Genomic DNA, 26,479 nt, shown 5'->3' with positions numbered 1-26,479 from the left:
TGAAGGAGAGAAGGGTTAAGTGTGGAGCTGACTTTGCATGAGATTATGAAGGAAGCCATAGATGAGACTGTTCCTGTACATACCGCTGCGGAAGGTCCCGCAGGCAAGCTTCCGATTACAGGTGAGGTGCTGCGAAATGCCCCAAGCGGGGAAATCTTCGGAATGACCCAGAATGCGGGGATGGGCTGGAATCCGCTGCTGCTGAACAGGCCGCAATATCTGATTCTCGGCACGATGGGCGGAATCCGGCGGGAGGACGGCAGTCCGCTTGCGCTCGGATACCATACAGGACACTGGGAAATCGGCGTGATGATGGAAGAAATCGCTGAGGAGCTGACCGCCAATCAGGGGATTCCGTTTGCCGGTTATGTCAGTGATCCCTGTGACGGGCGCTCCCAGGGGACCACGGGGATGTTCGACTCTCTTCCTTACCGGAATGATGCAGCCGTGGTTCTGCGGCGGCTGATTCGTTCCCTGCCTACCCGCAAAGGAGTTCTGGGCGTAGCCACCTGCGATAAAGGTCTGCCCGCCATGATGCTGGCGCTGGCCGGAATGCGGCATCAGCTTCCGGGGATTATCGTGCCTGGCGGCGTTACACTGCCGCCGGTTAACGGCGAGGATGCCGGCAAGGTGCAGAGCATCGGAGCGCGGTTCAGCAATGGTGAACTTTCGCTCGAAGATGCAGCCGATCTGGGCTGCCGGGCCTGCGCTACCCCGGGAGGCGGCTGTCAATTCCTCGGCACGGCCGCAACGGCCCAGGTGATTGCTGAAGCACTGGGCATGTCGCTGCCTCATTCGGCTCTGTCACCATCGGGGCAGCCGATCTGGAAGAATATCGGCCGCCAGTCGGCCCGCGCGCTTCAGCATATGGAGCATAGCGGAATAGTGATGAGTGATATTCTTACAGATCGGGCAATTAAGAACGCGATGGTGCTGCATGCCGCGTTCGGAGGCTCCACGAATCTGCTGCTGCATCTGCCGGCCGTTGCCCATGCCGCCGGGCTGAAGATTCCTTCAGTTGATGACTGGAACGAGGTGAACCGCCAGGTTCCCCGGCTGGTCAGTGTGCTTCCGAACGGACCGGTGCCGCATCCGACGATCCGCGTGTTCCTGGCAGGAGGTGTTCCGGAAGTCATGCTGCATTTACGGCGGCTGGGGCTGATTGACGAATCCGTATTGACCGTGACAGGGCGGACGCTGGGCGAGAATCTGGACTGGTGGGAGACCTCGCACAGACGGGCCGACATGCGGCGGAGACTGCAGGAAGCGGATGGTATTGACCCGGATTCTGTGATCATGAGCCCGGAAGAGGCCAAGCGGCAGGGTATGGCTTCCACGATGACGTTCCCCACAGGGAATCTCTGCCCGGAAGGTGCAGTAATCAAATCGGCAGCGATTGACCCTTCCGTCTTGGACAGCGAGGGAATCTACAGGCATACGGGAAGAGTGAAGGTGTTCACTGCCGAGAAGGATGCGATCCGTAGCATCAAGAACGGGAAGGTGCAAGCCGGGGATATTCTGGCCATCATCGGCCGGGGGCCCAGCGGAACAGGAATGGAAGAGACCTACCAGCTGACATCCGCACTTAAGCATCTGCCTTACGGCAAATATGTCACGCTGATCACGGATGCCCGTTTCTCCGGCGTGTCCACCGGTGCCTGCATTGGGCATATGGGACCCGAAGCGCTGGCCGGCGGTCCCCTCGGGAAGCTACGGGACAATGACTGGGTAGAGGTGCTAATCGATACCGTGAAGCTGGATGGGAGCGTGAATCTGGTCGGGGAAGGCGGAGAAGGCGGACAGCCGGTGTCGAAGGAAGCGGGGACGGAGATTCTGAATATGAGGACTCCGCATCCGGGCCTTGCCGTTGATCCGGGCCTGCCGGATGATACCCGGCTATGGGCTGCGCTACAGGCGGCAAGCGGAGGGACCTGGCAGGGCTGTGTCTACGATACGGATAGAATCATTGCCTTACTGGAAGCAGGACGGCAAGCACTGGGGGAGACAAGATGAGCACAAAACTGATTCACAATCCGATTCTACGCGGGTTTCATCCGGACCCGTCCATCTGCCGGGCGGGAGAGGACTATTATATTGCCACCTCCACCTTCGAGTGGTTTCCCGGCGTACGGATTCATCATTCCCGCGATCTCGTGAACTGGCGGCCGCTTACGCATGCACTAACCCGCAAGTCGCAGCTGAATATGGAAGGTGATCCGGATTCCGGAGGCGCATGGGCACCTTGCCTTACTTATGATAAGGGACTCTTTTATCTGATCTATACCGATGTCAAAAGCAGACAGGGGGCGTTCAAGGATACGCCTAACTATCTGGTGACTGCCGAGAATATCGAAGGTCCTTGGTCTGAGCCTGTATACCTGAACAGCAGCGGCTTCGACCCTTCGCTGTTCCATGACGATGACGGGCGCAAATGGCTGGTCAACATGCTGTGGGATCATCGCACCGGCAATAACAGCTTCGCCGGGATTGTGCTGCAGGAATATTCCGCAACAGAGCAGCGGCTTACCGGTCCGGTCATTCCCATTTACAGGGGAACCGAGCTGAAGCTTACGGAAGGGCCGCATCTGTACCGGAAAGACGGCTGGTATTATCTCATCACAGCCGAGGGTGGTACGCAGTATAATCATGCGGTGACGGTAGCCCGGTCGAAGCAGATTGAAGGTCCGTATGAGACAGCTCCGAATCATCCGCTACTGACCTCTGCCGGAAACCGTGAACTGGAGCTGCAGAAGGCGGGACATGCCAGTCTTGTACACACGCATACAGACGAATGGTATATGGTGCATCTGTGCGGCCGTCCCGTGAAAGACCACTACTGCAATCTGGGCCGGGAGACAGCAATTCAGCGCTGCGAATTCACGGAGGACGGCTGGCTCGCCTTGGCCGGCGGCGGGAACGCCCCGGCGCTTACTGTGCCGGGTCCGGACATTCCGGAGCATCCATTCTCCGCTCCGGCTCCCCGTGATGATTTCGATGTCCCGCAGCTGGATGTCCGCTGGAGCACCCTGCGTGTGCCTGCTGAGGAAGCGTGGCTCTCGCTACAGGAGCGCCCCGGATATTTGCGCCTCCGGGGCAGAGAATCCATGAGCTCCATGCACCGCCAGAGTCTGGTTGCCCTGCGCCAGCAGGCCTTCAGCTGCAGCGCCGAAACCGCCATTGAATTCGAGCCGCAGCACTTCCAGCAGATGGCCGGATTAATTGTCTATTATGATACGAAGGATTATCTCTACTTGCGGATCACTCATGATGAGACCCTGGGGAAATGCGTGGGCATCATCCGCTCCCGGGACGGGGTCTACGAGGATACCCTGACTGCGGATGTCCCGCTGCCGCCGGGAGCAAGCGTAATATTAAAGGTAGTGATCGACCGGGAATTCGCCCAATTCTATTACCGGGCCGGGGAGTCTGACTGGGAGAAGATCGGCGGGGCACTGGAAATTTATCATCTGTCCGATGATTTCCCGGCCTATATCCGGTTCACCGGCACATTTATCGGCATGTGTGTGCAGGATTTGAGCGGAACGCTGTATGCGGCGGATTTTGATTATTTTGAGTACATGGAGTTTGAGGTGTAAAGCGTTTTTTTATGCGGGTTGAACAAGAGAATGTCAGGCGTCACAAGAAGAGGGGTGTACATCAAGTGCATCACTCTTTTTGTGCCGTCCTTTTACGTTTCAGATAAAGCTGTTGACCTTAGGTCTGGCCTAAGGTATATCATTGAAGCATAAGCAGGGAAGTGAGGAGGGGTGACTGGTGGGGGCGGAAATTACAATTGGCGAGTTGGCCGAGCTTATGCAGGTGTCGGTTCATCAGATCAGGTATTTTGAGGAAAAAAGGGTGCTTCTCCCTTCCTATACGGATACGAACCAGTATCGCAAGTATGGCATAGACCAGATCTATCAGCTCTCGCAAATTATGCTGCTGCGCAAGCTGGGGATGCCCGTGCAGGCGATAAAAGAAAGTATGGCGGAGGACGGACAGCAGGCAATGGAAGAGAAGCTGCATCACTCGCTGGGGGAGGTAGGCAGAGAGATTGCCAGGCTCCAGCAGTTGGAGCAGCTCCTCTGGAAGGTTCTGCATGAGCAGCGTGATTTTCAAATGGACAAGCAGAGCTACAGCGTGAAGATGCGTGAAGCATTGCAGCTGCAAAAGTGGTTTGACATGGATTCGGCAGCCGCTCTTGATGCAAGAACACTGGTGGAACAGTCTGCAGGAGTAAGCCATTTGTTCGAAACTGATATTCATTATGTTTATGACAGTACGGATACTGTCTCATTGTATACGGCTGTGGAGCGGGGTGGAGGAACCGGACGGATTTTACCGGCGGGGAACTATCTCTCTTTTAAGTTACAGGTGAAAGATGAATCCGGGCTTGAGAAGGCTATTGAACAATTCAGCCGCCATGCTGAGCATGAGTATGGTGAACTTCCGGGTCCGCTTATTCTTATCGAGAAATCCTACCTCTCTTTGTTCAGCCAGGGCATGCTCCACTATGAGATATTGCTCTGCATTGAAACCGAAGCCGCTTCGGGCGTAGATACTTTATGACTAATTCTTCTGCTCCCAAAACGATTACCACTGTAGACATACAGCCGGAACATAATCTTGAGGTCAGCCGGATCATTGTGCATGGATTCCAGAGTAAGTTTATGGCGCTAACCAAGGTTGATCCAGGGGAGTTAGCCGTGTTTTTCGAGCAGCTGCTGGGGCATTCAGCGGAAGGTCTGTGCACAAAACGGGTGGTGGCGCTGCGAGGCGGGATAGTGGTGGGTACCCTTAGCCTAAAGTGGCACAAGAACTCTGTAAGTATTACCGGAAAGGCGGCTGAATCCGCCAAGCTTTCTGTATGGAAGCAAATTACAGGGATTGGCACAAGAAATACACTGCTGCTGCTGGCCACACTCTACGGCTTGAACTATGACCCATTGCCGGGAGAATGCTATATCGCAGATCTTGCGGTTCATCCTGAACATCAGGGTAAGGGTGTAGGGCAACTGCTGATACGCCGGGCACAACAATTTATGCAGGATCAACCGCGATTAACATATTTAAGCCTGCATGTCTCCGGAAACAACAGGGCTGCCAAGAGTTTGTATGAACGGCTCGGATTCAGCGCCCAAGCGGAAGAGTATAGCCTGTTAAGCAAGTTTCTGTCCGGTGAAGTGAAGTGGGAGTATATGATCTGTAGGCAATATGGAGGTTCATATGAATAAGAAAATCGCAATTAGCTTAATCATCGTGTTAGGTATACTACTTTGTGCGGGTCTTTATATTGTGCGTCAGAATACTTTTGAAATGTTAGAGCAGTCCGTTGAGATTCCCACCCCGCAGGGCAAATTAACGGGGACACTGACGCTCCCCAAGAACGCCGCAGGCGGATTGGGTTTAGTACTATTCATCCATGGCGACGGACCGGTCGATGCTTCACATAATGACGGATATAAACCGCTCTGGGAACGGCTCGCCTCGCTGGGTTATGCCTCTCTGTCGCTTAATAAAAGAGGAGTCAATGGCTCCGCAGGCAACTGGCTTGAGCAGAGTATCGAGGATCGGGTGGAGGAAGCCGGGCAGGCCCTGGCCTGGGCCAGAACACAGACGTTCGTGGATAGCGGGCGGATTGGTGTATGGGGAGCTAGCCAAGCGGGTTGGGTGATTCCGAAGCTTGCGGCACAAGAAACGCTCGCATTCAGCATTCTGGTCTCACCGGCCATCAATTGGCTGCAGCAGGGGGCGTATAATACCCGGCAGCAGATGAAGAAGGACGGTTATACCGCCGAGGAAATTAAGCGTCAGATCACCTATGAGCAGCAAGTGGACGAGCTTTTGCTTCGGAGGGCAGACTATGAAGAATATACTCAATTAACTCATCCGAAGGAGAAAATGTCCGCAGAACGCTGGTCATTTGTCCGCCGGAACTTTCTGTCCGACGCTACGAATGAGCTACAGAACTTCAAATCCCCGGTACTCCTGCTGCTTGGCGAAGAGGACTTGAATGTAGATGTGAAGCAAACGGAGTCGGTGTACCGAGAGAACATCAGCCCGGCCTCACTGCTCACGGTTAGGCTGTTCCCGGACACCGAGCACTCTATGCTTCGGGTCCAAACGGCTGATTCTGCACTGCGTGCATTGATGATCAGTCTCTTTGCCCCGCGGAAGATTACGGTTGATGGTTATATGGAGCAGATTGAACTGTTTGTGAGTAAACAAGGCTGAAGTGTGGAAGGAAGAATGGAGGGTTTGGATATAAAAGAAGACCGGGACCAACCGTCCCGGTCTTTCGGTAAGTACTTATCTCGTATCGCCTGCCCATCAGGCGATATACTTCTCCAGCGTAGCCCGCACGGCACCGGGTCCCGCCAGCATCTCAGTGAACATCCCCTGGATGACTTCGCCGAGTCCGATGGCGTACAAATCCACGCCGAAGATGGCTTGATCCTCGAGAACCGCCCGCACCTTCGCTGCCTGCTCTGCATTCGCGCCCAGCGTAATTCCTTCCAGCCGGGTCTGCAGCGGCTCCAGCAGCGGGTCGGGACTCAGCGCGAACACGCCGCCTTCATCGTTCACGCCGAGCAGATACCGGCACCAGGCTGCGATCGCCAGCGGAATGGCGGTCAGCTGCGCCGGATCGAGCTCCTCACGGCGGATGTACGACTTGATCGTCTCGCCGAAGCGGATGCCGACCTTCTGCGAGGTGTCGGTAGCAATCCGCTGCGGGGTATCCGGAATGAACGGATTGGCGAAGCGTTCCTGCAGCACTTCATCGAGGAACTGCTTCGGACTCAGAATGCCTGGGTCTACCACAACCGGCAGGCCTTCTTTGTAGCCGATGATCTCCACGAGCTTCCGCAAGGTATCATCCTTCATCTCATCGGCAATCAGCGTGTAGCCGAGCAGACAGCCGGTTACAGCCAGCGCTGTATGCAGCGGGTTGAGGCAAGTGGTTACCTTCATAGTTTCCACATTGTTGACCGTATCACGGTCGGTGAAGATTACACCGGCTTCTTCCAGCGCCGGGCGGCCGTTGGTGAATTTATCTTCAATCACCAGATACTCGCTGATCTCGGCATTGACGAACGGCGCAGTATACGTGTTCTTGGAGGTGACGATCACATCCATGCCGCCGATTCCCTGCTCCAGCAGCGCAGCCTGCACCGATTCGGATGGGCGCGGCGTGATTTTGTCTATCATGGACAGCGGGAAGGTAATCTTCTGCTCATCCTCAAGATAAGCTACGAAGCCTTCTTCCACATGGCCTTTGGCCGCCCATTCCTTGGCGATGGTAACCATGCCGTTCTTCAGCTTGTCGCCGTTATGCGAGCAGTTGTCCATGCTGACGAAGGTCATCGGGTACTGTCCCTTCAGATAACGCTTGTAAGCGAAGGAAGCGACGATGCTCATCGCATGGACCGGCTGATCCGGACCGCCGGCGATATCCTTCTCGACGATACCCAGATACTGACCGTTCGGACCAGTGAGGGAATAGCCTTTTTCTGTAATGGTGAAGCTGGCCATCTGCAGGCTGGGATTCTCGAACACTGCGGTCAGGCGGCTGTAATCCGCTTCGCGGGTCTTGTCTGCAGTGAGGCCTTCCACGATGCTGCTGACAATTCTCTTCTGGAAGTCGCCGCGCGCATTCATCAGTACTAATAGAGTCAGATTATCATAAGGCTTGTAGACCTTGTCGATCATCTCGAAGTCGAAGGTCTCGGCAGCGATGATGCCGGTATCTGCCTTGCCGCTGTCGAGCAGCTTCTGGTGGGCATTGGCCACGAAGCCTCTGAAGATATTTCCGGCGCCAAAGTGAACCCACTCCGGCTTATCCAGTGTATTCTGTGCTACCGCTGCGAAATCGAACTGCGGCAGCTCTACACCTGCGGCTTCCCAGGCTTCACGGTCCGCAATGCTGCTTCTGGTGAGGCTCAGCATTTATTTCGCCCCCTTGGCATTCTCCAGGCTGTCCCATACGCCCAGCAGATACATAATTCCCATCGCTCTGTCGTACAGGCCATAACCCGGACGGCAGTTTTTCTCTTCGCCCCATAAATGTCTGCCGTGATCCGGACGCACATAACCGGTGTATCCATTCTCATGGTAGGCTTTGACAACCTCTGCTACATCCACGCTGCCATCTTGCCCCCGGTGCGATACTTCGATGAAGTCTCCGTTCTCGAATACCTTCACGTTGCGGATATGGGCGAAATAAATCCGGTCATGGAACTCACGGATCATCGCCGGAAGATCATTCTGCGGATTGGTTCCAAGCGAACCTGTACAGAAGGTAAGGCCGTTATACGGGCTGTCGACCATGTCCAGGAAACGGCGGATGGAATCGCGGCTGCGGATGATGCGCGGCAGTCCGAAGATCGGCCAGGCCGGATCGTCAGGGTGAATCGCCATTTTGATATCCACTTCTTCACACACCGGAATAATGCGCTCCAGGAAATACTTCAGGTTGTCGAACAGGATATCCTCGGTAACATCGGCGTAAGCCGCGAACAGATCATCCAGCTTCTCCAGCCGCTCCGGCTCCCAGCCCGGCATTGTGAATTCACCGGCACCCTTGAGAATCCGGTCCACCATTTCACGCGGATTATCCGTAATGGCAGCCTTTTCATAAAAGAGTGCATTCGATCCGTCCGGCAGCTCCTTGTACAGCTCAGTACGGGTCCAGTCGAACACCGGCATGAAGTTGTAGCAGATGACCTTAACGCCGACCTTGGCCAGCTTGCGGATGGTATCGATATAGATGTCAATGTATTTGTCGCGGGACGGCAGCCCGATTTTGATATCATCATGAACGTTAACGCTTTCTACAACCGCTGTGCTGAAGCCTTTGGCTGTAATCTGATCGGCAACCTTCTGGATTTCTTCCATTTCCCATACTTCACCCGCTACCTTGTGATGCAGCGACCAGACGATGCCCATTACTCCCGGAATTTGACGTACATGGTCAAGGGTAATATTGTCGTTGCCCTCGCCATACCATCTCCAAGTCATATTCATTGTCATTTCCTCCTTGGTATTAAACATAAATACAAATACAATCATTCTGAATGCTTGTGACAATTGACCTTACGGATAAAACGTTTTGTGATATGATAATCTTGTATACAAGTTAGGATTCGTATTGATCATAGAATAAGCTTTATGCTTTGTCAATGAAATTCATATCTGTTTTCTATATAATGAGTGGAGAAGAATATCGAACAGAAAGTTGGTCCATTCCATGACTTCCAAGAAAGAAATAATGTCGTATCTGAAACAGGAAATCCTCTCGCTTGCGCTGAAGCCCGGGTCGATGATCAGTGAGACCGCGCTTTCCGAACGCTTCCAGCTGTCGCGGACGCCGATCCGGGATGTGCTGAAGCAATTGTCCCTGGAGCAGTACGTTGACATCTATCCCAAAAAAGGCAATCTGGTCTCGTACATAGATTTGGAGTCAGTTGAACAGATTATCTACCTGCGCAATGTGCTAGAGAAGGAAATAATGAAGTCGCTGGCCGGTAATATTCCGCTGAAGGGGCTGCATGAGCTGAGGGGCAACCTTGCGCAGCAGCAGCAATGCATTGAGCAGGCCGAGGGGGCCGAGGTTTTCCTGCAGCTGGATGATCAATTTCACCGCACCATGTTCGGCCTGGCCGGGCGCGAATTCCTGTGGGGAGTGCTGCAGCAGTTCAATGTGCATTACATCCGCTACCGGAAGCTGCATATGCTGAAGGACGAGAAGCTGGCAACGATTCAGCAGGAGCATCAGCAGCTGCTGGATTATATCGTGCAGGGGGACACAGCGGGGATCGATGAGCTGCTGCATCATCATCTGCGGGCGGATATTGATTCGATGAACTTTCAGGAGCATTTTGCCACCTATATCAAGAAATAAATCCGTATTCTGGACCGCCTGGCAGATGCCAAATATCCCTGCACTCATGTGACATGAAGGCAGGGATATTTGGCATGTAACCTTATTGTCGGGATTCGCGGTATTCACGCGGCGAGGTGCCGTGCCAGCGCTTGAACTGCCGGCTGAAATGGGCAATATCTCGGTAGCCGAGAATGCCCGATATCCGGCTGACGGACAGGTTGGGATCATCCAGCAGGACCTTGGCCTCATGGAGCATCTGTTCGGACAGAAACACCCGGGGCGAGTTGCCGAACACCTGGCGGAACACGCGGTAGCAGTGCGAGGCGCTGATCCCGAGCTCCGAGGCAATATCATCAATTCCGTAATGGCTGTCATAGGGCAGCTCCAGCTTGAATTGCTGGTAGACCAGCCCCTGAAGGCGGCTGCGGATCTGGTGGGCCAGTTCAATCTTCTCATAGGTGGCAGGGGAAGACAGATTGGCTTCAATAGAGAAGGCTTCCCACAGCTGGGCGAACAGATCGAAGACAGCTGACTGCAGCCTCATGCGCTGTGACATGGTGATGTCTCCCGAGATGGAGCCTGAAATATCCACCAATTTGGAGAGGATGGGCCCTAGCTTATGGGCAATATTGCTTGCGGAAGGGAAGAGTACGTGATTCAGGCGGCTGAGCAAGGAGATCAGAAGCTTGTCATCGATATCAAAATGAATGCAGAAATACGTAAAAGCCTGGCCGTTTCCGCTGCGGCTGGCATGAGAATCTCCCGGCCGGAGCAGCACTAAGTCTCCGGCACGCTGGATATAGCTGCGGTTATTAACGGTAAACAGCTGCTCCCCTTCCAGCACATAGTTGAATTCATATTGCGGATGGGCGTGCAGCGGATAATCCCATTCCCCGCTGACCTTGCGCAGATGCATGCCAAACAGGTTAAGTGTGGTTTTCACATCCGGGATGATCGTTTCACTAAGGCATTGTCCCAGAACAGGCGGTGAAAAAGCGGAAACCATTAGATTCTCCCCCTGACGCTTGCGTTAGAATTAATGAGTGTATTCGTTTTACGCGGTCCATTATCCCGTTTTTAGTATAGCTGAAACCTGCTTGATTTGGGTAAATAATTGCTTGATTTGACAATGTTCCCGTCCGGCGGCTGCGTGGTAGGATGAACCTGAACAGGAACATGTATACAAGATGGGCGCAGAAGCCCGGGCTTCACCGGCTGTGTATATAACCGTAGCTCAGAGATACCTGCCCGGTCATATGCCCGCTAAGCATGAATAATACACTGGAGGAGATGTTGGCATGAGACAACAACCGGACAATCAGACTGCCGCAGTAGCCGGCAGCGGATACGACGCCTGGTTAAGCTACCCGAAGCTGCCGCAAGGCAATCTATATACGCAATATGTGAAATGGTGCGGAGCCGTATCCGTGACGGAAGAGCAGGAGACGGTGCAAGCCGCGCTGCGTGAATGGCAGAGGGGGATTGCCTCGATGCTGGACATTGAGGCAGGGGCTTCACCGGCTGCGGACGGATTCAGTGTGGCATTCGGCACCTTTAACGGCGGCAATCCACGGGTCGAAGCCATATTTAACGAAGCAGCAGGACAGGCGGTGGGACCGGAAGGGTTCGCGATCCGTACCAGCCTGAACCATAAGTGTATTGCCGTAGGGGCTGCCTCACCAGCAGGTGTGCTGTATGGTGTCTTCCACCTCCTGCGCCTGATCGGAAGTCTGAAGAACATTGAGCATCTGGATGAAACCGTGAATCCGGTGAACGCGCTGCGCATGATTAACCACTGGGATAATTTCGACGGCAGTGTAGAGCGGGGATATTCGGGGAGATCCTTCCTCTATGAGAATAACCGCTTCACGGATGATCTTAACAGAATTACCGATTACGCGCGGCTAATGTCTACCGCAGGCATTAATGCTATTGCGATCAATAACGTGAACGTTCATGCGCTGGAAACATTATTTATCTCCACCTACCTGCCTGATGTTGCCAGAATCGCTGATATATTCAGAACGTACGGTATCCGCCTGTTCCTGAGCGTGAACTTCGCCGGTCCGATGCATGAAGGTGAATTGGGAACCGCAGATCCGCTGGATGCCGGAGTCCGGGAGTGGTGGAAGACGAAAGCGGCTGAAATTTATACGGTGATTCCCGATTTCGGCGGATTCGTGGTCAAGGCCGATTCAGAGAACCGGCCAGGCCCGTTCACCTACGGGCGGGATCATGCCGATGGCGCCAATATGCTGGCGGAGGCGCTGGAGCCGTTCGGCGGCATCGTCATCTGGCGCTGCTTCGTGTACAACTGCAAGCAGGACTGGCGTGACCGCAAGACAGACCGGGCGAGAGCGGCCTATGATCATTTCAAGCCGCTTGACGGTAAATTCCATGATAACGTAATTCTGCAGATCAAGAACGGCCCGATGGATTTCCAGGTCAGAGAGCCGGTATCTCCGCTGTTCGGGGCGCTTGAACAGACCAATCAGGTGATTGAATTTCAAATTGCCCAGGAGTATACCGGACAGCAGCGTCATGTCTGTTACCTGGTTCCGCAGTGGAAAGAGATTATGGAATTTGACACGCTGGCCCAAGGCGGAACGGCTCCGGTGAAACATATTGTCGACGGCTCGCTATGGGGCAACCGTTACAGCGGTGTGGCCGCGGTATCCAATGTGGGCAATGACCGGAATTGGACCGGTCATCTGCTGGCCCAGGCGAATCTCTACGGATTCGGGCGGCTGGCCTGGAACCCGGAGCTTAGCGCGGAAGAAATTGCTGCGGAGTGGATCACCCTGACGTTCGGTACAGACGCTGCGGTTGCCGGCGTAATCAGCCGGATTTTACTGGATTCCTGGGAGATTTACGAAGCCTATACGGCACCGCTTGGTGTGGGCTGGATGATTAATCCCGAGCATCACTACGGCCCTAATGTGGACGGCTATGAATATTCACAATGGGGCACCTACCATTATGCCGATCATCAGGGAATCGGTGTAGACCGGACTGTGGCCACAGGCACCGGCTATAGCGCCCAGTATATGGGCAGCAATGCGCAGCGCTATGATTCACTGGAAGAATGTCCGGATGAGCTGCTGCTGTTCTTCCATCATGTGCCGTATACCCATGTGCTGCATTCCGGCAAAACTGTGATTCAGCATATCTACGACACCCATTTTGAAGGTGCGGAACGTGCTGCCGGGCTGCTGGCTGCCTGGAGCGGATTGAAGGGCAGGATCGCAGAGGGGCTGTATGTGCAGGTAGAGGAACGTCTGCGGGGACAGGCTGCGCATGCCAAGGAGTGGCGCGACCAGATCAATACTTACTTTTACCGCAAGAGCGGCATAGAAGATTCCGGAGCACGCAAGATTTATTGAGAGTTAATAGGGAACTATTAGGAGGGGGCAGGATCATGACGCTCACTTTCGGACAGGTTATCGGACATTTAACAGCAGGCATCCGCAAGCCGGATGGAACGGTAGACAGGCTGGAGCCGGGTGCTCCGGAGTCGGAAGTGCAGGGGATTGTGACAGCCTTCTCGGCTTCGCATTATGTAATTGAGCAGGCAGCCTTGCTTGGCGCGAATCTGATCATTACGCATGAAGGTGTTTATTACAGCCATCAGGATAACCGGGAGGGGCTGGAGAATGATCCTGTCTACCGGCAGAAATCTGCACTGATCGCCAGCACCGGTGTAGGTATCTACCGCTTCCATGACTATGTGCACCGCTATACACCGGACGGGATCATGGAAGGGCTGCTGCGGGAGCTGGAATGGGAGCCGTATGTCGAACGGCATTTGCCCCATGTGTCTATTCTCTCGGTTCCTGCTGCCGCAGTTTCTGAGATTGCCGGATATTTGAAGCGGCAGCTGCATATCCCCTATGTCCGCGCAGCAGGCAATTTATCCGCTGTATGCAGTAGAGTGGGTGTGCTGGTTGGCTACAGAGGCGGCGGTGCAGCTTCCATTCCCCTATTTGAGCAGGAGACACTCGATCTGATTATCGCCGGTGAAGGCCCGGAGTGGGAGACCCCGGAATATATCCGGGATGCCGTCCGGCAGGGCCGAAGCCGGGCATTAATTATGCTGGGCCATGCGGAGAGTGAAGCGCCGGGGATGAAGCTGCTGGCGCAGCGGCTGGCCTTGCAGTTCCCGGATGTGCTGGTGCATTACATTCAGGAACAGCCCGTCTATCAGATTGTATAACTAACGGAACCTCTTTGAAGGTATGAAGACCCAGGGACAATGGCTGTCCCTTCAGGACTCCTGCCGGCAAGGGGGTTTTGAACGTTCAGCTGGAATATCCAGCCGGATTGCGCTGAACAGCGGCTTTGTTTGCAGATTGCCGATCTGGTTCATATTGCGGATTGCCCCCCGGGCTCAACTATCATATAGTGGAATTCTATATGAGGTAAGGCAGTGCAGAAGATGAAGCACCATCTGGATATCCAATTTCACGACAGGAGGATAGAATCAGGCGTATTCTATTCTCCTTTTGCGTTTTTAGCCATTGATTCCGCATTTTGAATATTGTTTGTATACAAGATTCAGCTTACATTGTAGAGGCATCTAGCCATCAACTACACCTATAACGGAGGTCGTACCAGTGATGAATTCATCCAGATCGAAAAAGCTGCATAAACCGCTTATCGTTTTGTTAGGTCTCACATTGCTTGCTGCAGGCTGCAGCAGCTCCAAGAAGGATAATTATGAAAGCGCTTCTGTCACTCCTGCCGGAAATGCCCCGGCTTCCAATGAAGCCACGGCAGCTTTCACTTATCCGATGACGGGCGGCATTGAGCTGACTTATATGAATGAACAGCTGGGAGGTACGCCGGAACGGCTGCCGGTCGATGACGAATATGAGAAGCGGACAGGAATCGCAATCAGACAGCTGGGCGGAACACCGATGACCGACCAGAAGTTCAGTCTGCTGCTGGCCTCGGGCGAGCTGCCGGATATATTCCTCAATACCTGGCTGCAATACCCGGGCGGACCTGATAAAGCCGCCCAGCAGGGTTACATTCTGAAGCTCAATGATCTGATCGATCAATATGCGCCCAACCTGAAGAAGACCCTTCAGGAGAACCCGGATATCGACAAAATGATCAAAACCGATGACGGCACGTATTACGCCTTCCCGTTCATCCGCTCGGAGATCGGACGTGTCTACGGCGGGCCGATTATCCGCAAGGATTGGCTCGATGAGCTGAATCTCGGCATCCCGGAAACGATTGAGGAGTGGCATACTGTTCTGACTGCTTTTAAAGACAAGAAAAATGCAGCCTCACCCGTAACCTTCCGTACGATGTTCCTGGGAGAGCGGACTGGAGGGTTCGCCGGAGCGTTCGGTGTGATGGGTAACTTCTACGTTAACGACGGCAAAGTAGTATATGGCTATCTGGAGCCTGGCTACAAGGACTACCTCAATACAATGAGCCGGTGGTACAAAGAAGGGCTGATCGACAAGGATTTCGCTTCGATTGACGGCGCTACCGTTGACAAGAAAATGACCTCTAATGTAAGCGGAGCAACGATCGGCTGGCAGTACTATATTGAGAAATATAACTCAGCCGTACAGGAATCGGACCCGGAAGCCGACTTCGTAGCCGCTCCGTATCCGTCTGCGGTCAAAGGCGGACTTCCTGAGTTCGGCCAGCTGGATAATGCTTATGCAGGGACAAGCTCGGCAGCCATCTCAGCCACAACCAAGAATGCAGAAGCTGCTATGCGCTGGCTGGACTATGCTTTTACCGAAGAAGGCAGCATGCTGAATACCTATGGGATTGAAGGGACTACTTATACGCTGGAAAACGGCAAGCCCGTCTATACCGATCTTGTGGTTAAGAATCCGGATGGCCTCGGCAGCGACCAGGTCATGTCCAAGTATTCGCACGGCACCAACTTCCCGATGATTCAGCAGGACAACAATCTGCCGGCGAAATATCCGGCAACCACAGAATCTATCGGCATCTGGAAACAGACCAATCATGAGAGCCACCTGCTGCCACCGGTAACGCCAACCGCCGAAGAAGCGGACGAAATGAGCAGCATTATGAATGACATCAACGCTTTTGTGAAAGATATTGAGCTTAAGATCATTCTGGGCACCGATTCCGTAGACAATTACGATAACTATGTGCAACAGATGAGGGACCTGGGCATCGGGCGTGCGCTGGAAATTCAACAAGCGGCCTATGAACGTTATCTGAACCGTTAGATGATGCTCATATTTCCAGGCTTATACTACCAAACCTTTAGGAGGAATTATCCATGAGTCAAAAAAGGAAACTCAGCAATGGCTGGCAGTTCAGCAAGCAGCCGCTTCATTCGAAGCTTGCCGAGGTCGCCGCAGGTACAGACTGGATGCCGGTTACGCTGCCGCATGACTGGCTGATCTATGATACCCGCAATCTCTACGAGAACGGGGAGGGCTGGTACCGCACCAGCCTTACGTTCGAAGAAGTACCTGCCGATGAGCTGGTGTCCCTGCGTTTCGAGGGAGTGTATATGAACTCGACGCTGTACGTGAACGGACAGGTTGCGGGTGAGTGGAAATACGGATATTCCACCTTTGAATTCGATATCACCCCGTACCTGATAGCGGGAGACAATGAAGTCTATATGCGTGTCATCCACGAATCGCCCAATTCCCGCTGGTACTCCGGCGCCGGAATTTACCGGCCGGTCTGGCTGAAGACAACGCCGAAGACGCATATTGCAGCTGACGGAATTTATATTGCGGCCAGAGCAGCGGCGGAGGGTGAAGCCTGGACTGTAGACGTGGATGTGGAGCTGCATACTGCTGAAGCAGCGGCGGCAGGCAGGGAGCTGAAGCTGCGGCATAGCATTCTGGATGCGCAAGGAACAGTAATTGCCGTAGGAACCTCTGAGGTGCCTGTGCTGCAGGGCGGTTCAGCCGTACATAACCACAGCCGCCTGACGGTTGATCACCCGTTGCTATGGGATATTACCAGTCCCCATCTCTACTCTCTGCAATCGGAACTGCTGGCAGACGATGAGGTCACTGAAGTGGAGAAGGAGAGCTTCGGCTTCCGGACGATGGAGCTGGACAGTGACAAGGGCTTCTTCCTCAACGGCCGTCATGTCAAAATATACGGAGTCTGCCAGCATCACGACCTCGGCGCTCTGGGCGCTGCTGTGAACAAGGCGGCGCTTCGCCGCCAGTTCGTCCTGCTGCAGGAAATGGGCGTCAATGCCATCCGCACCGCGCATAATATGCCAGCTGTGGAGCTTATGGAGCTGGCCGATGAAATGGGGCTGCTGATCGTGTCGGAAGCCTTCGATATGTGGGAGCGCAGCAAGACGCCTTATGACTATGCCCGGTTCTATCCGGAGTGGTGGAAGCGCGATATTGCCAGCTGGGTGCGGCGGGACCGTAACCGGCCAAGCCTGCTGATGTGGAGCATCGGCAACGAGATTTATGATACCCACGCAGACAGCCGCGGCCAGGAGCTCACCCGGGAGCTGCAGGAGGAAGTGCTTGTCCATGATCCGCGCGGCAATGCCTTTGTTACCATTGGCTCGAACTATATGCCCTGGGAGAATGCGCAGAAATGCGCCGATATCGTCAAGGTGGCGGGCTACAACTATGCAGAGAAATATTATGAACAGCATCACCGGGAACATCCGGACTGGATAATCTACGGTAGTGAGACCTGCTCGACAGTGCAGAGCCGGGGAGTCTATCATTTCCCGCTGGCTCAATCTGTTCTGGCCGATGATGATCAGCAGTGCTCTTCTCTAGGGAACAGCTCGACCAGCTGGGGCGCCAAAAGCACGGAGGCCTGCATCACCGCAGACCGGGATGCTTCCTTCTCGCTGGGACAGTTTCTCTGGACGGGCTTTGACTATATCGGGGAACCGACTCCTTATCACACCAAGAACTCATACTTCGGGCAGCTGGATACCGCCGGTTTCCCTAAGGATTCCTATTATATCTATCAGGCAGAATGGACGGATTACCGCACGCATCCGATGATTCATATCTTTCCCTACTGGGATTTCTCGCAGGGCCAGCTGATTGATGTACGGGTCTGCTCGAATGCTCCGCGCATTGAGCTGTTCATGAATGAAGTGTCGCAGGGCAGCGTGGACATCGATCATGTCCACGGACATAAGCTGCTTGGAGAATGGCAGCTGCCTTACGCGGACGGTGTCCTGCGTGCAGCTGCTTATGATGAGCAGGGGAATGTAATCGCTGTGGACCAGATTTCCTCCTTCGGGGATGCAGCTTCGCTGGTGCTTACCCCTGATAAGCAGGAAATTGCTGCGGACGGTACGGACCTTATCTTCGTAACGGTCAGCACGCTGGATCAGTCGGGGCGTCCGGTAGCGAATGCCAATAACCGGATTCACCTCAGTGTTGAGGGCCCCGGACGGCTGATTGGTCTGGATAACGGGGACAGTACGGACTATGATTCGTACAAAGGCGTAAGCCGCCGCCTGTTCAGCGGTAAGCTGCTGGCAGTGATTGCCGGTACATTGGAGCCCGGAACGATTACGCTGCGTGCGGCTTCGGCGGATCTGGCTTCGGCTGAGCTTACGCTGCGGTCGGTGCTTCCCGCACCGGGAACGATTGCCGAAGATGAGCTGTATCTGTATGCGCATAACCCGCTGGAGGCAGATGCAGCATCCGGTAATCCGGAGAGCGGCAAGGAAGAGGAGATCCCGGTCCGCAAGCTGGAGATGATCTGCCCTGAGGGTAATATTCTGACGCCGGAGCAGCCGTCACTTCCGGTCCGGGTGAAGCTGCATCCGCAGGGTGCCGCCTGGCAGGATGTCGAGTGGAGGATCACCAACGCCGCCGGAATTGATGCCAATATCGCCACCATTGAGACCAGCGGGCATGAAGCCGTAATCACGGCTTTGGGTGATGGCGATGTATACATCCGCTGCGGGACAGCCAATGGCGCAGACGGCATCCGGCTCTATTCACAAATGGAATTCAAGCTTACGGGGCTAGGCCAGGCTTATCTGAATCCGTATGAGTTTGTCTCCTCCGGATTCAACAGCAGCCATAGCCGGAATCTGACCAACGGCAATGAACGCGGTGTGGCTACAGCCCGGGAAGGGGAGAGCCGGATCTGCTTCGAACGGATCGACTTTGGGGATGATGGAGCCGATGAGATTGTTCTGCCAATCTTCTCGCTGGATGATCAGGAATTCCCGATTGAAATATGGGAAGGCATTCCCGGAGAGAAGGGTGCCGGACTACTCACCACAGTCACTTACCAGAAGCCGTCCCGCTGGAATGTGTACCAGGAAGCAAGCTATACGCTGCCCAAAAGGCTGACAGGCATCACTTCACTGTCCTTCGTCCTGCGGAAGAAGATTCATCTGAAGGGCTTCTCGTTTGTCCGCAGGCACAAGGCGTATGAGCGTTTGGCTGCCCAGGCCAACAGTGCCGTTTACGGGGATGCCTTCACCATAACGGAGGACGCCATCGAAGGGATCGGCAACAATGTCTCGCTTATATATGCCGGGATGGACTTTGGCGGGGGGGAATGCTCAAGGGTTGTCATCTGCGGACGCTCAACGCTTGCGAACAATACGCTGCAGATCCTGTTCAGCGGTCCCGGCGGCGAATCCAAGCAGCTGATTGAATTTGCCGGAAGCGGCAGCTACACGGAGCGTGAATTCACTCTGGAGCCGCCGGTAAGCGGCAGCCAGACGGTCACCTTCCTGTTCCTGCCGGGCAGCCGGTTTGACTTCAAGTGGTTCCAGTTTCTGCCGTCCGTATAGTGTCATTAGCCTGGATGTTATGCGGAAATGCGCATTACACATTGCACGCTACACAATATTGCACATTGGCCATTGTACACAGCACTACACACATTTGCCCGTGTGCATTCATGGCGCTTACGGACCGTACAGACCTTAATTTCACCATTTGGTGCTTTCAGCCGGGTTAACGGACCACAGCGCACTTATTGCTTCTCCAGAAGGCTGATTTGCGGCGAACTTCACGAAATAACTGCATTGGTGTCCGTTAGCAGGTCGGAATGTTACTTGTTGGGGAGAATAAGCGCACTCCGGTCCGTTAGCAGCATACGAACGTAGCACTTACTGTAACCTAGTATTATTTTCTGCCGCAATTACAGTCGCAGTCACAACCAAAGCCATAGCCACAACAACCGCTATGGTCACAATCGCCGTCTAGCTACTTGTGCGGTTTAATGACCGGAAGCGGCCAGAAAAGCTAGTTGTCAGGCAATTAAGCTATGTATGCGGGGGCATCCTAACAGGGCCCCGTCCGAGGCTGTACATCGGATTACCTCTGCCCCACAGATTAGGGATATGCAAACAGCCATACCATGGCTGTTTGCATATCCCTTTGTTTGTGGCGAAGCGGGCGGAGAACATGCCCTGGAGGCCAGCCTTATGAGCCATACATCCTAACAGGGCCCCGTCCGAGGCTGTACATCGGATTACCTCTGCCCCACAGATTAGGGATATGCAAACAGCCATACCATGGCTGTTTGCATATCCCTTTGTTTGTGGCGAAGCGGGCGGAGAACATGCCCTGGAGGCCAGCCTTATGAGCCATATACCCGCCCGTCATCGCCTGCTTCACTGATCCGTACCTCAATAAGCTTCATTGTGCTGACAGCCCTGACCGCATGCCGGTCTCCACGGGCTATAGTGAATATTCCGCCTGCCGATGCTGCGGCTGCGGCTCCGTTCACCGTGACCTCACCGTGACCCGATACAATCATCCATGTCTTGGCAGAATGCTTACAGTCCATTTCCGGGATGTCATGCTCCGGCAGCAGTGTTAGCATCATCGTAAGTACAAGGCGGGTGCCATTTGCTGCCTGGTCCAGAAGGGTATAGCTGCCCCAGCCGGTCTCACCGTACCTCGGCTCCTGAACAGAATGCTCTTGCAGGATGTCCTTGATCATGTTTGCTTCCTTCCTGGCTGCAACCAGGATGCCTTCGGGGCTCGCTATGGCGACTATGCCGGGTACACCGATTACATGCAGCGGAACCTTCAGCTCGTTGACGATATGGGTATCCCGGCATTCCCCCCATAAGCCTCCTTCGCCAGTCAACGGGGAGTCCAGCCGGGCAGCCAGCGTATCCCAGCTTCCCAGATCGGACCACTCCCCCTCATGCCGTACAACGACTGCTTTGGTGCTGTGCTCCGCCACTTCCTTGTCAAAGCTGCGGACCGGAAGTCCGGCATATTGCGCAACAAATGCCGCATGATCAGTGGGTAGCCCCATCCTCTGCAGATGCGACAGCAGGAAGCTTAGCCGAAACGCGAATACCCCGCAGTTCCATAAAGCATGCTCCTGCATCAGCTCCCGGGCTTTGGCGACATCCGGCTTCTCTGCAAAAGAGAGCACCTGAGCATACGCCTCCGTGCCTCCTTGTGCCGGGACAATATAGCCGTATTGATCCGAAGGATGGGCAGGTTGGGTTCCAAGCAGGAGGAGCTCTGCCTGTGAGGATGCCAGAATATCCGGAAATTGAGGAAACAGCCGGAAGAAGTCTTCGTCCGCATACATATCAGCCGGAGCCACGCAGATGATGTCCTCCGGTCTAGCCTCTCCTGCGGAGTACAAATGCAGGGCGCCATAGGCGGCTGCCGTAAATGTACCGCGCTTGTGAGGCTCCCCGATCACCGGAAATTTGTTTCCGGTATAGCGCCGGGTGATGGCCAGCTGCTCCTGATGCGCGACGAACAGTACGGATTCGTCAAGTCCCGCTTGACTGAGCTGCCGGCATACGCGTCCGATCATAGACTCTGTGCCCCCGTCAGGTGCAGGAAGCAGCGGCAGGAACATCTTGGAACGGATGCTGCCGGAGAGGGGCCATAGCCGCATACCCGAGCCCCCGCTTAGAAGAATAGTATGCAAGGCGGTCTGCCTCCTTAAGGTTTGGGCGGAGTGGAATATCCCTTGCGCTGATGGAAGGACAGCGAACGGTACGTACGGGCATACTTCTGAAGCTGCGCTTTGCCCAGGGAGGCCGCCGGAGTCTTCAGAGCTTTATTGTTGGCGTTCCTGAGCAGCACAGCGGCGCTGTTCCTGCTGTACACATAGTTGGCATAGGTTTCGAATTCGGAGAAGCCGAACTGCTTCGTTTTGTCGATGGAGCGGAGGATGGCGGCATGCCAGGGCATCCCGTGCCGGGCTTCAATAGTTCTTTTGAGACTGGCCAGCTTCGCGGACTCGAACAGCATATAGTGTGTAACAAAAGACTTAGGGGAAGGAGCGGCGGCGCCGAGCAGCTTCCGGTAGGTGCGGAAATATTCCGGCTGGCTCCAGCTGCGGCAGTAAAAGATGCTTTTCCCGCCGGAACGAAAACGATGGGGGCGAATCAGCACCGTATCCGCATCTACCACCAGGAAAAATTTCTCGCGGCAAATATGATCCCCGTTCATCTTAAGCAGCTGCTGGTACAGCCAGCCGGAACGGTTCCAGCGGGAAGAGGAGTAGCGTATAGCTTTCTTAGTGAACGGCAGAACGGTGGTTTCATCGACAAAGACACAATTTTTGCGGGAGCACAGCCTTCTGATTTTGCTGCTGTTCGGCGAGACAATATAAATATGGCTGATAGGGTGGCGGACGTAGCGGCGGAGACTGTCGATCACATGAGGGAGGGTGGCAAGATCCTTTTCAATAGCCGGGATCAGGACATCGATTGGAGAGCCGTTTTTCGTTACATTTTCCGAAGTATCTGACATGGGTTCATCTCCGTACCTATATTGACACTTGAGCGTCTGCACTAGGGTATGCCTGCGGATTAACGGTTGACAGGGCAATGATCATGCTGAAAGATAATCTTCCCGTAGGGGGCAGATGCTTTATTCAAATACGCCTTCGTCCGCATAGAATGCAGCGACTATGCAAATCAAGGGAGGATGGAAAGCTCCTTCCCGGACAGGAGAGTGCATGCGTGACAGCCAAACAGGTTCAGTCAGGTCAGAGCAAATGGTACAAGACCCAATTATTGCTTAAGAACCAAACCATTACCCCTTTCATTCCGGATACCCGGAGGTTTACCAGACGCAATCTGGAGCAGATGATTCACAGCTATGGAATGATTTATGTCAAGCCGGAACGGGGAACCTATGGCAATGGAGTGATCCGCGCCGAGCGGGGGGAACGGCAGGGGTATACGTACCAGTATGAGGAAACGCGGCGCCATTTCGATACGTTTGAAGCTTTTCATAAAAGTCTGGCGAAGAAGATCGGCAGAAGGAGCTATCTGGTTCAAAAAGGTATCCATCTGCTGAAGCAGGGCGGGCGCCGTTTCGACATCCGGGTGATGGTGCAGCTCAGCCCCAAGGGCGTCTGGGAGGCTACCGGGATCATTGGCCGGCTGGGGCATCCGCGCAAAATAGTAACCAACTACCACAGCGGCGGCAAACCGACCGCAGTTGAGCAGTTGCTCTCTACCCATCTGTCGGCCCACCAGCTCGTGCAGCTGAAGGGAGAACTGAACCGTCTGGGTACACGCATCGCAGTTCAAATGCAGAAGACCTATCCGCGCCACCGGCAATTCGGTGTAGACATCGGTCTTGACCGGACGCTCAAGCCATGGATTATTGAAGTGAACATGAATCCTGACCCGTATATTTTTAATCAGCTTAAGGATAAATCCATGTACCGCAGAGTGATGAGGTACCGGCGTTTTAGCCTGAAGCAATAGAGCATACAAAGAAGGCCTGCCAACGTGCAAGGCCTTTCTTTTGTAATCATTATTTTGATAGGCTTACGCTTGGCCAGCAGGAAGCAACCAGACGCTAGATCGATTCGTCAGTGAGGGACGGTGGCGCAGAGGTTCATCGGTAGATACGCCTCGTCGTACTTTATGCCAGTTAAAAGTAACGATTCCCTTATACAGTTCATTGATGAATCTCCAGAATGGCCTGCTGAAACTTGTAAAGGGGGATTAAAAGCTGTTTAAACTCAGTTTACATTCCCTAAGTACATTAGGTCTGCAGCAGGGATCATGGCTATGCCGAAAGGAGGAGAGGCCCGGTCAGCTTCGATATCCAGTTAGTTAGAATATTGACAGTTAGAAATCTATCTATTATACTTGCTGCATTACTTAGAATTCTATCTAATCGACAAGGGGACATGAAGATGACCGAACCCATTTTGCATACACCGTATTCAGATTTGATCCGTGAGATTGGCTTGAAACTTAAGAGCTCTGCCGATGCCCGGCTGAACGAGCTGGGGCTGAATCGGCACAAGGCCGGATGATCGGATATATCTATGAGAATCAGGACAAAGGCGTGATCCAGAAGGATCTGGCGGAACAGTTCAAGCGGCGCGGGGCCAGCATCACCAGCATGCTCCAGGGCCTGGAGAAAAAAGGCTATATCGCACGCGTCACCCATGAGAAGGATGAGCGGCAGAAGAAGCTGACTGTATTGGAGAAGGGAGTTGTCCTGGTCGAGGAGTTCAACCTGATGTTCTCGGATGTCGAAGCCGGTATTACCCGGCAGCTCAGCAAGGAGGAGGCAGCAACCCTATTGTCGCTGCTGTCCAAAGTTAATCAAAGCTTGTAATGGAATGAATTTGATTATGAAGGTACACGTTCGGAGGAATGAATATGAACAAGGAAGTATCCAACCAATATTACCTGGAATCCGCTCCAATGAAAAAGGCGATATTCCATTTGTCGGTTCCCATGATGATCGGCATGTCGGTCGGAACGGTCTACAATGTGATCAACGCGTATTTCATCGGCCTGCTGCATAATACGGGGATGCTGACGGCGATCACGCTGGGCTTGCCGATTTTTACCGTCCTGATGGCCTTCGGCAATGTGTTCGGAGTGGGGGGCGGAACCTTCGTCACCCGGCTGGCCGGGGAGAAGAATACGGAGAAGGGTAAGCGGATCGCCGGATATACCTTCTATGCAAGCATCATCGCCGGAATCGTTATCGCCCTGCTGGCGCTGCTGGCGATTAATCCGCTCACCCGCCTGCTCGGTGCGGATGCGGCAACCTTTGATTACACGAAGACCTATGCCCTGACGATGTTCGCCGGCGGCTTTGCGATTGTGCTTAACTTTGCGCTCGAACAGCTGGTCCGCGCGGAGGGGGCGTCGAGGGAGTCCATGTACGGTATTTTCATCAGCACGGCGCTCAGCCTGATCTTTGACCCGCTGTTTATCTTGATTCTGGGCTGGCATGTAGCCGGAGCGGCGCTGGCGATGTGCCTCGCTAACCTTGGTTCGGCACTCTATTATCTCTATTATCTGGAGAAACGGAGTGAGAATCTCAGGGGGTTCCTGAAGCATTTCAGAATATCCCTGCAGGATAAGCTGGAGATTTATAAAGTCGGCATCACTGAGCTGCTGCAATGCGCTTTTCTGATTGTGACGACACTGCTGCTAAATAACTATTCCATCCAGTATGGTGATAATGTGGTAGCCGGGTTCGGGGTGGCGCTGAGAATTGTGCAGATTCCCGAGTTCCTGTCGATGGGACTGTTCCTGGGTCTGATTCCGCTCTTCGCCTTTAACTATGCCAGCAGAAACAGAGCCAGACTTACCTCCAGCATTAAGTATGCTTTTGGCTATATTGCCAGCATTGCGGTGGTATTTGTCAGTCTGGTCTATGTGTTCCGGGGACCTATCCTGCATTTGTTCTCCAGCGATAACTCGGTGATCAGCATGGGGATTTACATCCTGGCAGCCATGCTCATCTCCGCGTTGTTCAATGGTTTCACCGGTCTGTTCATGAGCATCTTCCAGGCTACAGGTCAAGGTGCTCAGGCGGGGATTATGGCAGTTACGCAAGGCGTGCTCTATATCCCGGTGATTATCGTGCTGCATCATTTCTTCGGCCTGCATGGCGTGATCTGGTCCATGACCGTTACCGAGGTGACGACAAGCCTCCTGGGCGCGATTCTGTTCATCGGCTTCAACCGGAAGCTGAGAAACATGGCTAGTGTAGATGATCTGGAGGCTGTTGCTCCGGCGTCGCCGGTATGACGCCTGAAGCCTTGAAGACCTGAAGCCCTAAGTAAATTACTTAGATTTCTTTAAAAACCTTGAATCTATATAGGGTAAACTTAGAATCTGAATTGCTGCATGGACGAACCCTTGCTCTGCAGGAGGGTCGTCCATCTGCTGGTCAACATTCTTAAGTTTAGCTTATATACAAGGTTTTTTGGCGTTTAGGAAATTATGCGAGCTATCATCTGTCACCTGAAGTAGGCGATTAGGGGAGATGAAGGGCAAAAGTGCCCCTGATTCCGGTGGAAGTAGGCTTGGAGAGGAAATGAGGGGTAAAAGTGCCCCTGATTCCGGTGGAAGTGGGCTGTAGAGGGAAATGAGGGGTAAAAGTGCCCCTGGTTCCGCTGGAAGTGGGCTTGGAGAGGAAATGAGGGGCAAAAGTGCTCCTGATTCCGCTGGAAGTAGTCTGTAGTGGGAAATCAGGGGTAAAAGTGTCCCTGGTTCCGGTAGAAGTGGGCTGAAATGAGGGGTAAAAGTGCCCCTGGTTCCGGTAGAAGTAGGGCGGGCGGAGATGAAAAAATAGAGGGATAAATCGTTACTACTTAGGACCCTTCAATAGGAGAGAAAGTAAATGAGCCAGA

At 53.9% G+C, this 26,479-nt stretch carries 19 protein-coding genes; 14 read left to right on the top strand and 5 right to left on the bottom strand.

Features of this window, described 5'->3' with window-relative positions; genetic code table 11:
• Nucleotides 1-45: 45 nt before the first annotated feature.
• The 5 genes from QW71_RS22500 to QW71_RS22480 all read left to right on the top strand — a co-directional run bounded on the left by QW71_RS22500 (nucleotide 46) and on the right by QW71_RS22480 (nucleotide 6,234).
• Entirely contained in the window at nucleotides 46-2,013 is a 1,968-nt protein-coding gene (locus tag QW71_RS22500) for a YjhG/YagF family D-xylonate dehydratase (protein ID WP_039304086.1), read from the top strand.
• The gene (locus QW71_RS22495; protein ID WP_039304064.1) at nucleotides 2,010-3,596 is read left to right on the top strand and encodes a glycoside hydrolase family 43 protein; all 1,587 of its coding nucleotides are present in this window, start codon (nucleotides 2,010-2,012) and stop codon (nucleotides 3,594-3,596) included. Before QW71_RS22500 ends, QW71_RS22495 begins: the two co-directional genes overlap by 4 nt.
• Nucleotides 3,597-3,774: 178 nt before the next feature.
• Nucleotides 3,775-4,569, top strand: coding sequence for a MerR family transcriptional regulator (locus QW71_RS22490; RefSeq protein ID WP_039304061.1), 795 nt, complete (start codon nucleotides 3,775-3,777; stop codon nucleotides 4,567-4,569).
• Nucleotides 4,566-5,234 (top strand): N-acetyltransferase, encoded by a 669-nt coding sequence (locus QW71_RS22485; RefSeq protein WP_039304059.1) that lies wholly within the window; start codon nucleotides 4,566-4,568, stop codon nucleotides 5,232-5,234. The genes QW71_RS22490 and QW71_RS22485 overlap by 4 nt, the downstream gene beginning before the upstream one ends.
• The gene (locus QW71_RS22480; RefSeq protein WP_039304055.1) at nucleotides 5,227-6,234 is read left to right on the top strand and encodes a S9 family peptidase; all 1,008 of its coding nucleotides are present in this window, start codon (nucleotides 5,227-5,229) and stop codon (nucleotides 6,232-6,234) included. The genes QW71_RS22485 and QW71_RS22480 overlap by 8 nt, the downstream gene beginning before the upstream one ends.
• 96 nt (nucleotides 6,235-6,330) lie before the next feature.
• Here the strand turns inward: QW71_RS22480 and QW71_RS22475 are convergent, their stop codons facing one another.
• Both QW71_RS22475 and uxuA read right to left on the bottom strand, forming a co-directional pair.
• Nucleotides 6,331-7,947, bottom strand: coding sequence for a mannitol dehydrogenase family protein (locus tag QW71_RS22475; protein WP_039304053.1), 1,617 nt, complete (start codon nucleotides 7,945-7,947; stop codon nucleotides 6,331-6,333).
• Complete coding sequence (uxuA, locus tag QW71_RS22470; RefSeq protein ID WP_039304050.1) at nucleotides 7,948-9,024, bottom strand: mannonate dehydratase; 1,077 nt, start codon at nucleotides 9,022-9,024, stop codon at nucleotides 7,948-7,950.
• 244 nt (nucleotides 9,025-9,268) lie between these two features.
• Here uxuA and QW71_RS22465 point away from each other — a divergent pair, with 244 nt between their 5' ends.
• A complete protein-coding gene (locus QW71_RS22465; RefSeq protein ID WP_235441523.1) occupies nucleotides 9,269-9,901 on the top strand; it encodes a GntR family transcriptional regulator in 633 nt (210 codons plus the stop codon).
• A gap of 82 nt (nucleotides 9,902-9,983) precedes the next feature.
• On the opposite strand, the gene QW71_RS22460 is transcribed toward QW71_RS22465, so the two are convergent.
• Nucleotides 9,984-10,889 carry an AraC family transcriptional regulator gene (locus QW71_RS22460; RefSeq protein ID WP_039304044.1) on the bottom strand — a complete coding sequence of 302 codons (906 nt, stop codon included), beginning with the start codon at nucleotides 10,887-10,889 and terminating at the stop codon, nucleotides 9,984-9,986.
• Between the two features lie 292 nt (nucleotides 10,890-11,181).
• On the opposite strand from QW71_RS22460, the gene QW71_RS22455 reads away from it, so the two are divergent.
• The 4 genes from QW71_RS22455 (at nucleotide 11,182) to QW71_RS22440 (ending at nucleotide 19,655) form a co-directional block, all read left to right on the top strand.
• A complete protein-coding gene (locus tag QW71_RS22455) occupies nucleotides 11,182-13,266 on the top strand; it encodes an alpha-glucuronidase family glycosyl hydrolase (RefSeq protein WP_039304041.1) in 2,085 nt (694 codons plus the stop codon).
• Between the two features lie 35 nt (nucleotides 13,267-13,301).
• Nucleotides 13,302-14,096 carry a Nif3-like dinuclear metal center hexameric protein gene (locus QW71_RS22450; RefSeq protein WP_039304038.1) on the top strand — a complete coding sequence of 265 codons (795 nt, stop codon included), beginning with the start codon at nucleotides 13,302-13,304 and terminating at the stop codon, nucleotides 14,094-14,096.
• Between the two features lie 403 nt (nucleotides 14,097-14,499).
• Nucleotides 14,500-16,110: an extracellular solute-binding protein gene (locus tag QW71_RS22445; RefSeq protein ID WP_039304036.1), complete on the top strand. Its 1,611-nt coding sequence runs from the start codon at nucleotides 14,500-14,502 to the stop codon at nucleotides 16,108-16,110.
• Between the two features lie 53 nt (nucleotides 16,111-16,163).
• Nucleotides 16,164-19,655: a glycoside hydrolase family 2 TIM barrel-domain containing protein gene (locus QW71_RS22440; RefSeq protein ID WP_039304034.1), complete on the top strand. Its 3,492-nt coding sequence runs from the start codon at nucleotides 16,164-16,166 to the stop codon at nucleotides 19,653-19,655.
• A gap of 794 nt (nucleotides 19,656-20,449) precedes the next feature.
• Here QW71_RS22440 and QW71_RS22435 read toward each other — a convergent pair.
• Together QW71_RS22435 and QW71_RS22430 are read right to left on the bottom strand one after the other, a co-directional pair.
• Complete coding sequence (locus QW71_RS22435) at nucleotides 20,450-21,775, bottom strand: sugar phosphate nucleotidyltransferase (RefSeq protein WP_052770135.1); 1,326 nt, start codon at nucleotides 21,773-21,775, stop codon at nucleotides 20,450-20,452.
• Between the two features lie 14 nt (nucleotides 21,776-21,789).
• Nucleotides 21,790-22,605: a DUF6492 family protein gene (locus QW71_RS22430; protein WP_039304031.1), complete on the bottom strand. Its 816-nt coding sequence runs from the start codon at nucleotides 22,603-22,605 to the stop codon at nucleotides 21,790-21,792.
• A 212-nt stretch (nucleotides 22,606-22,817) separates the two neighbouring features.
• On the opposite strand from QW71_RS22430, the gene QW71_RS22425 reads away from it, so the two are divergent.
• The 4 genes from QW71_RS22425 to QW71_RS22415 all read left to right on the top strand — a co-directional run bounded on the left by QW71_RS22425 (nucleotide 22,818) and on the right by QW71_RS22415 (nucleotide 25,874).
• Complete coding sequence (locus QW71_RS22425; protein WP_039304029.1) at nucleotides 22,818-23,573, top strand: YheC/YheD family protein; 756 nt, start codon at nucleotides 22,818-22,820, stop codon at nucleotides 23,571-23,573.
• A 437-nt stretch (nucleotides 23,574-24,010) separates the two neighbouring features.
• The gene (locus QW71_RS42025) at nucleotides 24,011-24,133 is read left to right on the top strand and encodes a hypothetical protein (protein WP_306766060.1); all 123 of its coding nucleotides are present in this window, start codon (nucleotides 24,011-24,013) and stop codon (nucleotides 24,131-24,133) included.
• Nucleotides 24,130-24,441: a MarR family winged helix-turn-helix transcriptional regulator gene (locus tag QW71_RS37235; RefSeq protein ID WP_306766059.1), complete on the top strand. Its 312-nt coding sequence runs from the start codon at nucleotides 24,130-24,132 to the stop codon at nucleotides 24,439-24,441. The genes QW71_RS42025 and QW71_RS37235 overlap by 4 nt, the downstream gene beginning before the upstream one ends.
• A 44-nt stretch (nucleotides 24,442-24,485) precedes the next feature.
• Entirely contained in the window at nucleotides 24,486-25,874 is a 1,389-nt protein-coding gene (locus tag QW71_RS22415) for an MATE family efflux transporter (RefSeq protein WP_039304026.1), read from the top strand.
• The last annotated feature ends 605 nt before the right edge of the window (nucleotides 25,875-26,479 follow it).

It is taken from the genome of Paenibacillus sp. IHB B 3415, assembly GCF_000802655.2.
Lineage (GTDB): Bacteria > Bacillota > Bacilli > Paenibacillales > Paenibacillaceae > Paenibacillus_AQ > Paenibacillus_AQ phytohabitans.
Note: the sequence above shows the minus strand (reverse complement) of the source record. Positions and strands in the feature narration are given on the sequence as shown.

Bases quoted from the DNA above. Each gene is read 5' to 3' on its own strand.
- QW71_RS22455 (WP_039304041.1), top strand. From the start codon at position 11,182: ATGAGACAACAACCGGACAATCAGACTGCCGCAGTAGCCGGCAGCGGA.
- QW71_RS22465 (WP_235441523.1), top strand. From the start codon at position 9,269: ATGTCGTATCTGAAACAGGAAATCCTCTCGCTTGCGCTGAAGCCCGGG.
- QW71_RS22475 (WP_039304053.1), bottom strand. From the start codon at position 7,947: ATGCTGAGCCTCACCAGAAGCAGCATTGCGGACCGTGAAGCCTGGGAA.
- QW71_RS22485 (WP_039304059.1), top strand. From the start codon at position 4,566: ATGACTAATTCTTCTGCTCCCAAAACGATTACCACTGTAGACATACAG.
- QW71_RS22415 (WP_039304026.1), top strand. From the start codon at position 24,486: ATGAACAAGGAAGTATCCAACCAATATTACCTGGAATCCGCTCCAATG.
- uxuA (WP_039304050.1), bottom strand. From the start codon at position 9,024: ATGAATATGACTTGGAGATGGTATGGCGAGGGCAACGACAATATTACC.
- QW71_RS22500 (WP_039304086.1), top strand. From the start codon at position 46: ATGAAGGAAGCCATAGATGAGACTGTTCCTGTACATACCGCTGCGGAA.
- QW71_RS22440 (WP_039304034.1), top strand. From the start codon at position 16,164: ATGAGTCAAAAAAGGAAACTCAGCAATGGCTGGCAGTTCAGCAAGCAG.
- QW71_RS22445 (WP_039304036.1), top strand. From the start codon at position 14,500: ATGAATTCATCCAGATCGAAAAAGCTGCATAAACCGCTTATCGTTTTG.
- QW71_RS22480 (WP_039304055.1), top strand. From the start codon at position 5,227: ATGAATAAGAAAATCGCAATTAGCTTAATCATCGTGTTAGGTATACTA.
- QW71_RS42025 (WP_306766060.1), top strand. From the start codon at position 24,011: ATGACCGAACCCATTTTGCATACACCGTATTCAGATTTGATCCGTGAG.
- QW71_RS22450 (WP_039304038.1), top strand. From the start codon at position 13,302: ATGACGCTCACTTTCGGACAGGTTATCGGACATTTAACAGCAGGCATC.
- QW71_RS22495 (WP_039304064.1), top strand. From the start codon at position 2,010: ATGAGCACAAAACTGATTCACAATCCGATTCTACGCGGGTTTCATCCG.
- QW71_RS37235 (WP_306766059.1), top strand. From the start codon at position 24,130: ATGATCGGATATATCTATGAGAATCAGGACAAAGGCGTGATCCAGAAG.
- QW71_RS22430 (WP_039304031.1), bottom strand. From the start codon at position 22,605: ATGTCAGATACTTCGGAAAATGTAACGAAAAACGGCTCTCCAATCGAT.
- QW71_RS22460 (WP_039304044.1), bottom strand. From the start codon at position 10,889: ATGGTTTCCGCTTTTTCACCGCCTGTTCTGGGACAATGCCTTAGTGAA.